Annotated in this window: 11 protein-coding genes; 4 read left to right on the top strand and 7 right to left on the bottom strand. The window is 74.1% G+C overall.

The features are described 5' to 3' along the window. The first annotated feature begins 243 nt into the window (after window positions 1–243). The gene (locus tag ACIGXM_RS01935) at window positions 244–891 is read left to right on the top strand and encodes a M23 family metallopeptidase (RefSeq protein ID WP_396555796.1); all 648 of its coding nucleotides are present in this window, start codon (window positions 244–246) and stop codon (window positions 889–891) included. On the opposite strand, the gene ACIGXM_RS01940 is transcribed toward ACIGXM_RS01935, so the two are convergent. After that, the gene (locus tag ACIGXM_RS01940; protein WP_396555798.1) at window positions 858–1,535 is read right to left on the bottom strand and encodes a TetR/AcrR family transcriptional regulator; all 678 of its coding nucleotides are present in this window, start codon (window positions 1,533–1,535) and stop codon (window positions 858–860) included. The genes ACIGXM_RS01935 and ACIGXM_RS01940 overlap by 34 nt on opposite strands. A 244-nt stretch (window positions 1,536–1,779) precedes the next feature. Between ACIGXM_RS01940 and ACIGXM_RS01945 the strand changes: the two genes are divergently transcribed. Next, entirely contained in the window at window positions 1,780–3,384 is a 1,605-nt protein-coding gene (locus tag ACIGXM_RS01945) for an MDR family MFS transporter (protein WP_396555800.1), read from the top strand. Window positions 3,385–3,527: 143 nt separating this feature from the next. Here ACIGXM_RS01945 and ACIGXM_RS01950 read toward each other — a convergent pair whose 3' ends face one another. Further along, window positions 3,528–4,445 (bottom strand): A/G-specific adenine glycosylase, encoded by a 918-nt coding sequence (locus ACIGXM_RS01950; RefSeq protein ID WP_396555802.1) that lies wholly within the window; start codon window positions 4,443–4,445, stop codon window positions 3,528–3,530. Between the two features lie 193 nt (window positions 4,446–4,638). Here ACIGXM_RS01950 and ACIGXM_RS01955 point away from each other — a divergent pair, with 193 nt between their 5' ends. Then, window positions 4,639–5,499: a hypothetical protein gene (locus ACIGXM_RS01955; RefSeq protein WP_396555804.1), complete on the top strand. Its 861-nt coding sequence runs from the start codon at window positions 4,639–4,641 to the stop codon at window positions 5,497–5,499. A 42-nt stretch (window positions 5,500–5,541) separates the two neighbouring features. Here ACIGXM_RS01955 and disA read toward each other — a convergent pair whose 3' ends face one another. Both disA and radA read right to left on the bottom strand, forming a co-directional pair. Continuing rightward, window positions 5,542–6,600, bottom strand: a complete 1,059-nt coding sequence (disA, locus tag ACIGXM_RS01960) for a DNA integrity scanning diadenylate cyclase DisA (protein WP_396557334.1) — start codon at window positions 6,598–6,600, stop codon at window positions 5,542–5,544. A gap of 168 nt (window positions 6,601–6,768) precedes the next feature. Beyond that, window positions 6,769–8,274 (bottom strand): DNA repair protein RadA, encoded by a 1,506-nt coding sequence (radA, locus tag ACIGXM_RS01965; RefSeq protein ID WP_396555806.1) that lies wholly within the window; start codon window positions 8,272–8,274, stop codon window positions 6,769–6,771. Window positions 8,275–8,400: 126 nt separating this feature from the next. Here radA and ACIGXM_RS01970 point away from each other — a divergent pair, with 126 nt between their 5' ends. Next, entirely contained in the window at window positions 8,401–10,398 is a 1,998-nt protein-coding gene (locus ACIGXM_RS01970) for a sigma-70 family RNA polymerase sigma factor (protein ID WP_396555808.1), read from the top strand. A 153-nt stretch (window positions 10,399–10,551) separates the two neighbouring features. Here the strand turns inward: ACIGXM_RS01970 and ACIGXM_RS01975 are convergent, their stop codons facing one another. The 3 genes from ACIGXM_RS01975 to ACIGXM_RS01985 form a co-directional block, all read right to left on the bottom strand. Further along, window positions 10,552–12,060, bottom strand: a complete 1,509-nt coding sequence (locus tag ACIGXM_RS01975) for a DUF1254 domain-containing protein (RefSeq protein WP_396555810.1) — start codon at window positions 12,058–12,060, stop codon at window positions 10,552–10,554. A gap of 229 nt (window positions 12,061–12,289) precedes the next feature. Continuing rightward, window positions 12,290–13,048, bottom strand: a complete 759-nt coding sequence (locus ACIGXM_RS01980; protein WP_396555812.1) for a hypothetical protein — start codon at window positions 13,046–13,048, stop codon at window positions 12,290–12,292. A gap of 78 nt (window positions 13,049–13,126) precedes the next feature. Beyond that, window positions 13,127–14,308 (bottom strand): family 2 encapsulin nanocompartment cargo protein polyprenyl transferase, encoded by a 1,182-nt coding sequence (locus ACIGXM_RS01985; protein ID WP_396555814.1) that lies wholly within the window; start codon window positions 14,306–14,308, stop codon window positions 13,127–13,129. Window positions 14,309–14,335: the final 27 nt, after the last annotated feature.

Below are 14,335 nucleotides of genomic sequence, written 5' to 3' on the forward strand. Positions count from 1 at the left end.
GCGGCCCGCCGTGGGGGTGGCACTGGTCACAGGCCGGGAGGCCGGTACGACCGGCGGTAGGAGGCGGGGGGCGGCCGGCGACGGCGGTGTGGCGGGTCCGGCGGCGCGACTACTGGACGGCGTAGTAGAGCGTCCGATTTCGATCCGGCCCGATCGGCCGCTACACCTGAAGGGTCCCCCGCCGAGCGGGCCCACCCGAAACATCCCCGAACCCGCTGCGAGGTCGAGTCCACCGTGCCTGCCGTGCCATCCCCACCGTCCGGGTACCGGCGGTTCGACCCGTCCGCCGCCTTCCGCGGCCCGTACCGGCGGACGGCCCTCACCGCGACCGCCGGCGCCGCCCTGCTGGCCGGCGCGCTACTGGCGGCGATCCCGGGCGGCCACGGCGCGGTTCCGGTGGCGGCGTCCGCCGCCGCGCACGACGAGCCGCACGTCCCGGAGGCGGCCGGCCACCCCGCCGAGCCGCCGGCCCCGCCCGCGCCGGACTGGTCCGCCCCGGTCCCCGGCGCGCCGATCAGCAACCCGTACGGCAAGCCGAACCGGGCCTACGCGGCGGGCTACCACACCGGCGTGGACTTCGCGGTCGCCCCCGGCACGCCCGTGCTCGCGGTCGGCGACGCGACGGTGGTCTCGGCCTTCTACGACGGCGCCTACGGCAAGGAGGTCGTGCTGCGGCTCGCCGACGGCCGGTTCGCCCAGTACGCGCACCTCTCCGCGCTGGAGGTCACCGCCGGGCAGCGGGTGACGGCCGGCCAGCGGATCGGCGCCTCCGGCAGCACCGGCAACTCCACCGGTCCGCACCTGCACTTCGAGATCCGCACCAGCAACAGCTACGGCAAGGTCACCGACCCGGTGCACTACCTGTCAGAGCACGGCGTCTCGGACTTCTGAGCCGGCACCGTCCCGGGCCGGTCCGCCGGGCCGACCCGCTCGGCGATCTCCAGCGCGACGGTGAGCGCCGCGTTCATCGCCTGGTTCATCGCGCTCTCCGGCACCGGCGCGCCGCCGCACGGCTCGCTCTCCCGGCCCGCGGTCTCCGTGGAGTCGTGCTTGAGCAGGAAGAACGCCGTGTTGACCGAGAAGAGCGCCATGGTGGCCCGCAACCGGTCCTCGAAGGAGGCCTGCGGTCCGTGCACCAGCTGGATCATCCGGATCATCCGGTCCTTGAACGCCAGCCCGGCCGCGGAGTCCCGCAGCGCCGGCTGGTTCTCGTGGAAGAACCGGAGCAGCGGGGCCCGCTCGGCCATCCCGGCCGCGAACCGGCGGACCAGCTCGTCGCGCACCTTCGGTGACCACGGGTGCTGCTCGCCCCAGGCGATGGCCTCGTCGATCGGTGCCGCCATGCTGTCCACGATGCCGTGGACGATGTCGTCCTTGGTCTTGAAGTGGTAGTACAGGGCGGCCTTGGTCACACCCAGCCGGTCGGCGATCTCGCGCAGCGAGGTCTTCTCGTAGCCCTGCTCCGCGAAGAGGTCCAGCGCGACCGCGATGATGCGTGCCCGCGTGTCACTGCGAGGGTGCTGCGACGTACTCATGGCTTCACGGCCTGCCTTGGTAGAGCTTCGGAGTGCGGGCATGGAGGCCCACGGACGACCCTCCGGCCACGGACTCCACCCGGGGCATTCTCCCTGCCCAGGGCGGTACTTCCGAAACCGGCTTGACGCCTGGCTTACGCAGACCTTACCGTGCCAACGGACGAATAACTAGCCGGTCGGCAAGTAAGCACCCGGCCCAAGGGGGCCGCCGAGCCGCGGACCGCACGCTTCCGGGAGACGCACCATGTCACAACAGCAGGTCGATGCGACGGCGGAGAACCCGCCGGGCGCAGTCGGGGGGCCGGCCGGCGCCCAGGAGCAGGTACCGCACCGCTCACCGCGGGAGATCCGGCTGGTGATGGTCGGACTGGTCATCGCGATGCTGCTCGCCATGCTCGACAACCTGATCGTCGGCACCGCCATGCCGACCATCGTCGGTGACCTGAAGGGGGCCAACCACCTCTCCTGGGTGGTCACCTCCTACACCCTCGCCTCCGCCGCGGCCACCCCGATCTGGGGCAAGCTCGGCGACCTGGTGGGCCGCAAGGGCACCTTCCTCACCTCGATCGTGATCTTCCTGGTCGGCTCGGCGCTGTCCGGCCTCTCGCAGAACATGAACGAGATGATCGCCTTCCGCGCCCTGCAGGGTCTGGGCGCCGGCGGTCTGATGGTCGGCGTGATGTCGATCATGGGTGCGCTGGTCGCGCCGCGCGACCGCGGCAAGTACCAGGGCATGTTCGCCGCCGTCATGGCGGTGGCCACCGTGGGCGGCCCGCTGATCGGCGGCTTCATCACCGACCACTTCAGCTGGCACTGGATCTTCTACATCAACCTGCCGCTGGGCATCATCGCGCTCGCCGTGGTGACGGTGACCCTGCACCTGCCCAAGGTCCGCTCCAACGCCCGGATCGACTACCTCGGCGCGCTGCTGCTCACCGTCGGCATCACCTCGCTGGTCCTGATGACCACCTGGGGCGGCACCCAGTACGCGTGGAGCTCCAAGCACGTCATCGGCCTGATCGTGCTCTCGGTCGCCGCGCTGCTCGGCTTCTGCTACGTCGAGCAGCGGGTCAAGGAGCCGATGCTGCCGCTCAGCCTGTTCCGCAACCGCGACTTCTCGATGGTCTCGATCATCGGCTTCATCGTCGGTTTCGTGATGTTCGGCGCGGTCACCTTCCTGCCGCAGTACCAGCAGATCGTGCAGGGCGCCTCGGCGACCAACTCCGGCCTGCTGCTGATGCCGATGATGCTCGGCCTGCTGGTGGTCTCGCTGGTGGTCGGGCAGGTCGTCACCCGGACCGGCAAGTACCGGATCTTCCCGATCATCGGGACCGTGGTGATGACCGGCGGCTCGCTGCTGCTCGCCACCCTGGGCACCGAGACCAGCCGGACCACCTCCGCGCTGTACATGCTGGTGCTCGGCGCCGGCATGGGCTTCCTGATGCAGATCACCATGCTGGTGGCGCAGAACAGCGTGGAGCTCAAGGACATGGGCGTGGCCAGCTCGACCGCGACGCTGTTCCGCACCATCGGCGGCTCGTTCGGCGTGGCGCTGTTCGGCTCGCTCTACACCAACCGGATCACCTCGACGCTGTCCGCGCGGATGCACGGCGCCCCCGGGCTGTCGGGCAGCAGCAGCGAGCAGCTCACCCCGGAGCGGCTGCGGACCATGCCGCCGGCGGCGCAGGACGCGTTCCACCACGCGGTGACGAACGGCATCCACACGGTGTTCGTGTGGGGCGCGGGGGTCACCGTACTGGCGATCGTGGCGTCGCTCTTCCTGCGCGAGATCCCGCTGCGCGGCGGTGCCCAGCAGAAGGAGAGCGCCCTGGAGGCGGCGGCGATCTGAGCCGCGGTCCCCTCGCGGGGGCGGCGCGTCGCGAACCGGCCCGGCCCGGATGCCATCTGGCGTCCGGGCCGGTTCGGGTTCGGGCGGGCCGGGTGCGGTGGGACGGCTGGGGGAATGGCTGGGGGCCGCGCGGCCGTGGCGGGTCAGCGCGGGAGGCGGTACACGCCGGGGGCGACCGGTTCCACCAGGCCGTCGGCGACCAGGCCGTCCAGGGCGCGGGCGCGCTGGATCGGCTCGGGCCAGACGGCGTCCAGGCGGTGCTGGGGGACCTCATCGTGCGCCTCGCGCAGGACGGCGAGCAGCTTGCCGCGCACCTGGCGGTCCGTCCCCTCGTACGTCTGGCCGCGCCGGGCCGGCCCCTGGTACGGCGGGCAGCCGGCCCGCTGCCAGGCGCACCGGCTGCGCAGCGGGCAGCCGCCGCACTCCGGGCCGCGGGCGGTGCAGACCAGCGCGCCCAGCTCCATCACACCGACCGCCCAGGACGCGGCGGTCTCCGGGTCGTCCGGGAGCAGTTCGCCGGCCGTCCGGCGCTCGGCGGCGGTGGTCGCCTGCGCCGGGTACTCGACGCCGCTGACCGCCCGCGCGAAGACCCGCCGGACGTTGGTGTCCAGCACCGCGTGCCGCTGCCGGAAGGCGAACGAGGCCACCGCGGCCGCCGTGTACTCGCCGACCCCGGGCAGTGCGAGCAGCTCGGCGTGGTCGGTCGGGACCAGGCCGCCGTGCTGCTCGGTGATCGCGGTCGCGGCGGCGTGCAGGCGCAGCGCGCGACGCGGGTAGCCGAGCCGCCCCCACATCCGGACCGCCTCGCCGGGCGCGTCGGCGGCCAGCTCGGCCGGGGTGGGCCAGCGCTCCAGCCAGCTCGCGTAGGCCGGCAGCACGCGCTTGACCGGGGTCTGCTGGAGCATGAACTCGCTCACCATGACCGCCCACGGCGAGGCCCCGGGGGCCCGCCAGGGCAGGTCGCGGGCGTTCTCCCGGTACCAGTCGAGGACGATCGAGTGCAGCACCGGAGCGGGGACGCGCCCGGTGCCGGCGGCGGGGGTGTCTGTGGTGGTCGGCATGGCGTTTCCGATCCTCGCACAGTCCGCGAACCGCCGGGCCGCTCGGCCGGGCTCCGCCGAACGGCGGAACCACGCACCGGACGGCGGCACAATGCTCGCCCCGACGGAGCAAATGGCACATCATGTGAACGATCAGGTTCCGAGACCGGTGTTGGTGCGTCGAGCGGTGCTCCGCCTCTCGTAGAGTTTGATCGTGCCTTCTCTGCGTCAGCCCGTCGGACCGCTGCCCGCCTCGATCTACTGGCGGCGGCGCCTTGTCGTGCTCGCCGCGCTCGCGCTGGTGGTGATCGTGGCGCTGTGGTTGACGGTCGGTCAGGGCGGCAAGCAGAACGTCAGGAGCGCGTCGCCGGCCCCGACCCCGACCGCCGTCAGCTCGATCACGCCCGGCGCGACCCCGACCGGCCCGGCGATCAGCACGGTGCCCGGCGGCTCCACCGGTTCGAGCGGTGGCGGTTCGGGCAGCGGGAGTTCGGGCGGCGGCGCCGGCGGGAGCACGGCGGCCGGTGACGACTCCGGTGGAACCGTCGGCTCGGGCGGCACCGGTGGTGGGTCGACTGGTGGCGGCAACAGCGCCGGCGGTGGCGGCGGTTCGGGCAGCGGCAGCGGCGCCCCGCCGATCAACACCGGCGCGGTCCTGGCGCTCCCGGTCTGCACCGCCTCGCAGCTCACCCTGGAGCTGGCCGGCAGCCAGGCCTCCTACCAGCCCGACCAGAAGCCGACCTTCGAGCTGAAGGTCCGCAACGCCTCCGGCACGCCCTGCCGGGTCGACCTGAGCCAGGCCGCCTCCGCGATCACCGTCAACTCGGCCGGCGGGCAACGGATCTGGTCCTCGGCGGACTGCGTGACCGACAAGCAGAGCCGCTGGGTGGAGGTCTCGCCCGCCACCGCGCTGACCGAGACCTTCGTCTGGGACCGCAGCCGCAGCAAGCCGCAGTGCGCGACCCCCTCGGACACCACCCCGGCGCCGGACGGCAACTACCTGGTGCAGGCCGAGCTCACCGGCCCGGCCGGTGGGCCGGTGCCCGCCCGGACCTCCACCAACCTGGCGGGCTGAGGCACAACCACCGCCCGCACCGCTCGAGTTCGGGCAAGCCCGTCAGACGTAGCGCTCCAGGATGGACGACTCGGCGAGCCGGGAGAGCCCTTCACGGACCGAACGGGCCCGGGTCTCGCCGACCCCCTCGACCGCCTGCAGGTCGTCGATGCTCGCCGCGAGCAGCTTCTGCAGGCCGCCGAAGTGCTCGACCAGCCGCTCGATCACCGTGTTGGGCAGCCTCGGCACCTTGGCCAGCAACCGGTAGCCGCGCGGCGAGACCGCCGCGTCCAGCGACTCCGGCGAGCCCGAGTAGCCGAGCGCCTTGGCCACCGTCTGCAGGTCGAGCAGCTCGGCGTGGGTGAGCGCCTCCAGGTCGGCGAGCACCTCCGACACCGTCCGGCCGCGCTTGGCGGCCCGCTCGGGGAAGTAGTCCCGGGCGACCAGCTCGCGCTCCGGCTCGACGCCCGCGATCAGCTCGTCCAGCTGGAGCGAGAGCAGCCGGCCGTCGGTGCCCAGCTCCAGCACGTAGCCGGCGATCTCGGCCGCGATCAGCCGGACCATCTCCAGCCGCTGGGCGACCGCGGTGACGTCCCGGACGGTCACCAGGTCCTCGATCTCCAGCGCGGAGAGCGTACCGGCCACCTCGTCCAGCCGGAGCTTGTAGCGCTCCAGGGTGGCCAGCGCCTGGTTGGCGCGGGAGAGCACGGTGGTGGAGTCCTCCAGCACCCGGCGGGTGCCGTTCACGTACATGGCGATCAGCCGCATCGAGTGCGAGACCGCGACCACCGGGAAGCCGGTCTGCCGGTTCACCCGCTCGGCGGTGCGGTGGCGGGTGCCGGTCTCGTCGGTGGGGATCGAGGCGTCCGGCATCAGGTGCACCCCGGCCCGGACGATCTTGGTGATGTCCTTGTCGAGCACCACCGCGCCGTCCAGCTTGCACAGCTCGCGCAGCCGCGTCGCGGTGAACTCGACGTCCAGCACGAAACCGCCGGTGCACACCGACTCGACGGTCTTGTCGAACCCCAGCACGATCAGGCCGCCGGTGTTGGCGCGCAGCACCCGCTCCAAGCCGTCGCGCAGCGGCGTCCCGGGGGCGATGGCCATCAGGGAGGCGCGCAGCAGGGCCTCCTCGCGGGGGGACTTCTCCGCCCGGTCGCTCGCTGCCACGTGACTCCTCCGGCCGGCCCGGTCCGCCTCCGCGGGGGTTTCCGGTCCCTCGTTCGCTACTGTCCGATCAGGTACCGGACAGGCAGAGTCTACGGTGCGGGCGCGGTGACGGGGCCTCGGTCAGCCCAGTTCGTCGGAGTCGAGCGGCTCCCAGCCGGCCATCAGCTCGTCCGGGTGGGCGGCCGGCGCGGGTACCGCGGCGGGCACCGGCGCAGGGGTGCGGGACTCGGTCCGGGGCTTGGCGGCGGCCCGGCGGCGACCCGGGATCGCCCGCAGCGCCTCGCCGATGTCGGCCACCTCGACCACCTTCATGCCCGGCGGCACCTTGCCCGGGTCCGGCGGGACCAGGGCGTGGGTGAAGCCCAGCCGGTGGGCCTCGGCCAGCCGCCGCTGCACGCCCGTCACCCGGCGGACCTCACCGGCCAGGCCGACCTCGCCGATCGCCACCAGGTTGCTGGGCAGCGGGGTGTCCGACGAGGAGGAGGCGACGGCCAGCGCGACCGCCAGGTCGGCGGAGGGCTCGGTCAGCTTCACCCCGCCGACGGTGGCGGTGTAGATGTCCTGCTTGCCGAGCTTGACCCCGCCGTGCCGCTCGACGACCGCCAGGATCATCGCGATCCGCGGTGACTCCAGGCCGGAGGTGGTGCGCCGCGGCGAGGGGATCTGCGAATCCACCATCAGCGCCTGCACCTCGGCGACCAGCGGCCGGCGTCCCTCCAGGGTGACGGTCAGGCAGGTGCCGGGGACCGGCCTGTCACGGCGAGTCAGGAAGAGGCCGGACGGGTCGGCCAGGCCGGCGATGCCCTCGTCGTGCAACTCGAAGCAGCCGACCTCGTCGGTGGCGCCGTAGCGGTTCTTGATGCCGCGGATGATCCGCAGCCGGGCGTGCCGGTCGCCCTCGAAACTCAGCACCACGTCGACCAGGTGCTCCAGCAGACGGGGGCCGGCGATCGAGCCGTCCTTGGTGACGTGGCCGACCAGCAGGGTGGCCATGCCGCGGTCCTTGGAGGCGCGGATCAGCGCGCCGGCCACCTCGCGGACCTGGGCCGGACCGCCGGGCGCGCCGTCCAGCTCGGCGGAGGCGATGGTCTGCACCGAGTCCAGGATCAGCAGGCCGGGGTTGACCTGCTCGATGTGGCCGAGCACCGCGCCGAGGTCGGACTCGGCGGCGAGGTAGAGGTGGTCGGAGAGCGCGTTGATCCGGTCGGCGCGCAGCCGGACCTGGCCGGCCGACTCCTCCCCGGTGACGTAGAGCGTGCGGTGCTGGGAGGTGGCGGCCTTGGCGGCGACGTCCAGCAGCAGAGTGGACTTGCCGACGCCGGGTTCGCCGGCCAGCAGCACCACCGCGCCCGGCACCAGGCCACCGCCGAGCACCCGGTCCAGCTCGCTGACGCCGGTCGAGCGGGCGGTCGCCACCTGGCCGTCGACCTGGGCGATCGGGCGGGCCGGCGCGCTGACCGGACCGGCCGCGGTGGTCCGGATCGGGACGGCGCCGTACTCCTCGACCGTGCCCCAGGCGTTGCACTCCGGGCAACGGCCGACCCACTTGGGGAGCTGGTTGCCGCACTCGGTGCAGCGGTAGGCCGGGCGGGGCTTGGCGGTGGTCTTCGAGGTACGGGCTGCCATGGGGGCCACCGTAGCGGGTGGGTCGGACAGTCCGTTGTCAGGCGGTGGGCGGTGTTGTTACCCGAAAGGAGGACAAGCCGCACCTTCCGCCCGGCCTACTCGGCGGTCCTCCCTACCGTCGGACGGGTGACCCCCCGTACCCACCCCCACGAACGGGCCGCGACCGACCCGCGGGCCGACGCGGTCCTGCCCGCCTTCGAGCAGCTGGCGGACGGCCTGTTCACCTACTGCCTCTCGGCGCTCTGCGCGCACGACCCGGCGGTGGCCGCGGTGCGCGAGGTGCGCGCGCTGGCGCTGGCCAACCGGGACCGGCTGGCCGACCCCGGGCTGCTCCGGGCCTGGCTGTACTCGCTGGCCCGGTACACCGTGCTCGGCCGGCTCGCCCCCGCCGGCGACACACCCGCCGGCGACACACCCTGCGACCACGCTCCCGACGCGCAGGCGTGCCCCTCCCCCGCCGAGGCGGCCCGGCGCCAGCGCGAGCTGACCGAGCTGACCTGGCCGGAGGCGGCCGGGACGACGGCCGAGCAGCGCGAGGCGCTGGAGCTGGCGGTCCGGCACGGGTTGACCCCGCTGGAGGTCGCCGCGGTGCTCGGCCTCGACGACGCGGCGGCCCGGCAGCTGCTCGCCGCGGGCGCCGCCGAGCTGACCCGGACCCGGACCGCGCTGCTGGTGCTGCGCGACGGCAGCTGTCCGGAGCTGACCCGGCTCGGCGGCGCCGGGACCGAGCACTGGCCGGCCCGGGTGCTCGGCCCGGCGCTGCGCCGGGAGCTGCTGCGGCACGTCACCCAGTGCCCGACCTGTCGCGGGACCGCCGAGCGGGTGGCCGGCGCGCTGGGCGACGGCCTGACCGGCCCGGCCGGCCCGACCCTGCTGCCCGCGCCGGTGACGGTCCGGCTCGACGCCGACGCCGAGGGCGCGGACGGCTGGTCCGGTCACGTGCCGCCGCCGCGCCTGGGACGTTCCCCCGGGGTCGCCTTCCTGACCGGCGCGGCGGCCGGCCGGCGGGCGGCCGCGAGCCGCGCCACCGCGCCCGCGCCGACCGGCCGCGCCGCGCTCCACTTCGACCGCCGGGGCTTCCCCCGGCACCGCGCACCGGGCTTCCTGGACCGCCACCGGGCCGGCGGCGACCTGCACGAGCGGGCCGTCCTGGTCCGTCAGCGCACCGTCACGACCGGGGTGCTGGCGGCGGTGCTGGCCGCGCCGCTGGGCGCGTTCTGGCTGGCCCACCGGGACGGCACCGGGTCCGACCCCGCGGCCACGGTCTCCTCGGTCCGGGTGGACGACGACCCGGCGGGTGGCCCGGTCGGTGGGCCGACCACCGCCGGGCCGGGGACCGGCCCGCTCCCCACGCCCGGGAGTGGCGGCGCGGCCCCGGCGCGAGCGCTGGTCAGCCGCGGCGGGACGGTCGGGCCGGGTGGCACGCTCACCGCCGCACTGGTCGGGCGGACACCCGCAGAAACGTTGCTGCCGCCGGTACAGGGGGCGGCGGTACCGGTGCCGGCGCTCGGCGCCGTCCCGCTCAGCAGCCCGGTGCTACGGCCGGCGCCGGTTCCGCCGCCCCCGTCGACCGCCGGCGCCCAACTGACCGTCCAGGCCGCGCCGTACGGCAACCGGACGGTGATCACCCTGATCGACAGCGGGAACGCCCCGATCGACTGGGAGGCCGTGCCGAGCTGCGACTGGCTCCGGCTCAGCCGCGACTCCGGCACCCTGGCGCCCGGTCAGCGGATCACCGTGACGGTGACCGTCGACGAGGACCGCGCGCCACAGACTCAGTGGACCGCCCAGATCTCGCTGCCCCCGTCCGAGGCGGTGGTGACGCTGGCCGGCGGGCCGACCGAGCAGCCCACGCCGCCCACGGCCGCCCCCTCCTCGCCGGTGACCTCGAACCCGAGCGCCAGCGCGAACCCGAGCGGCAGCGCCAGCAGCACGCCCTCGGTGTCGCCCAGCTCCGGCAGCAGCGCCAGCAGCGCGCCGAGCAACAGCGTGAGCCCGAGCGCCAGCCCGACGTCCGGGACGTCGGCCGTCCCGTCCGCCCGCCCGTCCAGCACACCCTCCGAGCTGCCGCCCAGCCCCGCTCCGACCTCCACCACGTCCCACTCCTCCTCGCCGGCCCGCTGACACCGCTGCCCCGACCTTTCCTGCCCGCTCCTCCTTCTATGACTCCCTCAGCAAGCGGGTCGTTTCGCCGAAAAGATGAGATTTGCCCTGGGATTCCCAGGTGTTCGGCTGGGTCACGCCGGCCGTCTGCCAGCCGTCTGCCCGGCCGTCAGCTCAGCCGTCCCCGGGCAGGACGGGGTGCGCGACACCGTGTTCGATGCCGTGCTCGGCCCGGTGCAGCACCCGGCGGGTGCCGAGGTGTCCCTCCGGCTGGCCCTCCGGCACGCCGCCGTGACCGGGATCCTCGCCCGGCTCGTGCCGCGGATGGATGGGCGGGAGCCGGTAGGAACCGTCCAGCACGGCGTCACCCGGCTGGTAGAGCCGGATCATCGCGCGGAAGGCGCCGGCGGGGGTGGGCAGCCAGTTGGCCGCCCGCTCCGGGTCGGCCGGCCGGGTGTGCTGGAGCCGGAGGACCAGCGAGCCGTCCTCGCCGTGCACCAGCCCGGGGGTGTGGTCGCCGATGCTGTAGCGGTCGATCGGGTTGGCGGCCAGCCGCAACTCCGGCAGGGTGTAGACGGTGAGCGACCAGAAGGCGTTGACCGGCGGCGCGTTGTCGAACCGCAGCTGGTAGGCCCGGTCGCCGCTCAGCGGCTCCCCCTCGGCGTCCTCGGCGGTGGTCGCGTGGACCACCTCGTAGGCGTGGTTGCCCCAGAGCGCGGTCCGGGCGGCGACCGCCCGGGTGAGGTAGGCGGCCCGACGGTCCGGGATCCGCCAGCCCGGCTCGTCCAGGGTGCCGGGGCCCAGGTGGTCGAGGTTGTAGTCGAACAGGTGCAGGCCGGCGGTCCACTCGCCCTCCGGGTGGCCCTCCGGCGGCCGGGCCGCGGCGGTCACGTGCTCCTGGCCCGCGGTCAGCCCCTTGGCCAGCGCGGCGGCCCAGCCCGGCTCGGCCGCGGCGTACGGCGAGGGGCCCTCGTCCAGCAGGCCGAGCGGGGCGAACCGCCGCTGGTACTCGACGTCGGGCGCGGCGGGCGGGAAGGCGGCCATCCAGAGCCGCAGCTGTTCGAGGAAGCGCAGCTCCTCGGGGACGACCGGGTCGGGCTGCGGCAGGCCGGCGGCGACCCCGCCGACCTCCAACGGAGTGATCGTCAGCTGCTGCTGCAGGGCCGCCACCCGGGGCAGCTCGGACGGGCCGGCGCAGGCGATCCGGCCGACCACGGCGGCCACCGTGGTCGGCGATGCGATCACCCGGACGTCCGCGGGCGGGGTGCCGGGCCAGTGCGGCGGGACGACCAGCCAGGTCTGCTCGCCGGTGCCGGTGGCCCGCCGGCCCAGGTAGGCGAAGTCGTTGGTCCAGGCGTCGATGAACTGCAGCACGTGGTAGCGGCCCCCGGTGTCGGGGACGTGCAGCAGCTGCGGGCCCTCGGAGAGGTCGAGCAGGGCGAGCGAGTAGACGGTGTCGCTGTTGACCGAGGCGAAGTCGCTGTCCGGGCCGGCCAGCCGGGTCGCGTGCCGGAACTGGTTCGGCGGGCCCGGCTGGAGCGAGCCGAGGCCCTGGCGGAGCAGCCGCTCGACCGTGCCGAGGCCGCGCACCAGCGGGAGGCCGTAGACGTACGCGTCGGCGGCCAGCGCGGTGAGAGCCGCCTGCGCGGCCTGGTCGTTGGCGTGGGCGGAGGACACGGGCATCCTGATCCCTTCGGACGGCGGTGGTCGGGCGGAGCCGGAGCCGGAGCCGGGAGGGACGGGACAGCAAGGGACCCAACTCTCACAAATCGGCCATATCCGGACAATCAGCTGGCAAGCGATGGTACGCGGAGATCCGCTGATCGACGCGGCGGCGGGCCGGTCCGCGAGCCGACGGACATGGCGGCGGGCCCGCCGGAGAACCGACGGGCCCGCAAGGTGGGTGACGCGCTCAGCGCGGCGGAGGGAGCCGCTGCAGGAAGACGTCGAAGGCGGTCGGCTTGACCGCGGTGACCCCGTGGAACGGGTAGTTCATCTCCTTGATGACCACCAGCGAGAGCACGATCAACCCGGCCAGCGACAGCACCATCAGACTGTGCGCCAGGGTGTTGGGCAGGCCGAAGAGGAAGGTGAAGCCGACGGTGAGCACGGCGCCCGCGATCAGCGCCACCCAGAGCAGCACCGGCACCGAGTCGTCCACCTCGTTCAGCCGCTGACGGCGCTCGGAGGCGAGGTCCTCCACGTGGCTCACGGCGCTCTGGTAGAGCACCTGTTGCTGCGCGTTGGTGGGGTTGAACTGGAACGCGGTGTCCCGGATCTGGTAGACCAACTGGGTGGCCTCCGGGCTGCTCTGGTGTTTGGCCATCAGCGGCCACTCGGTGTCCAGCACGGTCCGCGCGTAGCTCAGCGACTGCTGCTCCAACTGCGGCCCGAGCGGGGGCGGAAGCTCACGGGCGATCCAGTAGACGCCGGCCAGCGCGTCGGCCTCCTGGAAGGTGGTCTTGCGGGCCGCGTCGATGTTCGTCCAGACCGTGACGACCACGAAGCCGAGTAGCACGGCGTACATCACGCCGACCGCCGCGTAGATGAAGCCCGCGACGTCGTTGTGCGCCTCGCGGAGGTGGTGCGGGACGTAGCGCTGGAGGAGGGCGAGTGCGGCGGCCACGACGACCAGCACGATGACGATGATCCCGATGTCCAGGAAACTCATGGGGGTTCGGTCCTTGAGGGGTGCCGGGGACGGGCTGTCGAGCGTGGGGCGGGGTGGGCTGGGGTCAGGAGTGGGGGCTCAGCGGTTGCGGCGGGTCACCAGCTCGGCCAGGGCCAGCAGGTCGTCGGCCGCCTCCGGCAGCGGGACCGCCTCGGCGAGGTGGTCGATGGCCGCCGCCATCCGCTCGCAGGACGCGCCCTGGGCCCAGGCACGACCCCCGGCCCGGTCGACCGCGTCGGCCGCCCGGCGCACCTCGACGTCGGCCAACGGCCGCTCCAGCGCGTAGAGTTCGGCGAGCTCGGCACCGGCCCCGGTGCCCGAGCAGAGCGCGGCCACCACCGGCAGCGACTTCTTCCGGGCGAGCAGATCAGCTCCGGCGGGCTTGCCGGTGACGGCCGGATCGCCCCAGATCCCGATCAGGTCGTCGATCAACTGGAAGGCCAGGCCGATCTCCCGGCCGAAGGCGTCCATCGCGTCGGCGGTGGCCTCCCCCGCGCCGCCGTAGAGCGCGCCGATCGCGCAGGCGCAGCCGAGCAGCGCGCCGGTCTTGGCCTCGGCCATCGCCAGGCACTCCGCGAGCGAGACCGTGCTGCGCCGTTCGAAGGCGCAGTCGGCCTGCTGACCGTCGCACAACTCGACCACGCAGTGCGCGAGTCGACGCATCGCGGGGGCGGCGGCCGGGTGGGCGTCCTCGGCGAGGGTGCGCAGCGCCAACGAGTGCATCGCGTCACCGGCCAGGATGGCCTCGGTCGTGCCGAACACCCGCCAGGCGGTGAGCCGGTGGCGCCTGGTCTCGTCGCGGTCGATCACGTCGTCGTGCAGCAGGGTGAAGTTGTGGACCAGTTCGACGGCGGCGGCGGCCTTGACGGCGGCCCGGGCGGGCGCGGTGGCCGGGGCGGTGGCGGCAACCAGGCTGCCGGTCAGGGTGGCCGGGACGCCGGCGCAGGCCTGCGCGGCGGCGAGGACGAGCGCGGGACGGATCGCCTTGCCCGGGTCCGCCGAGGAGAGCGTCCCGTCGGCCTCGCGCCAGCCGAAGTGGTAGCCGGCGACCCTGGCCATCGATGCCGGCATGGACTCGATCGCGCCCCGCAGCACCGGATCCACCGCGGCCCGGGCCCGGGTCAGCACCTCGGCCGCGGCCTGCTCCTCCGAGTGCGGGGCGGTCTGGCAGGGCAGCGCCCCGCCGGAACGGATCGCGGCGGCCGGAGTGTCGCGGCTCTGGTCGTCGTGGTCATCGCGGCTCAGCGTCTCTGTGGCCATCGGCTGGTCCCCCCAGTGTCGGTGTGT

Source organism: Kitasatospora sp. NPDC052896 (assembly GCF_044547075.1).
GTDB lineage: Bacteria > Actinomycetota > Actinomycetes > Streptomycetales > Streptomycetaceae > Kitasatospora.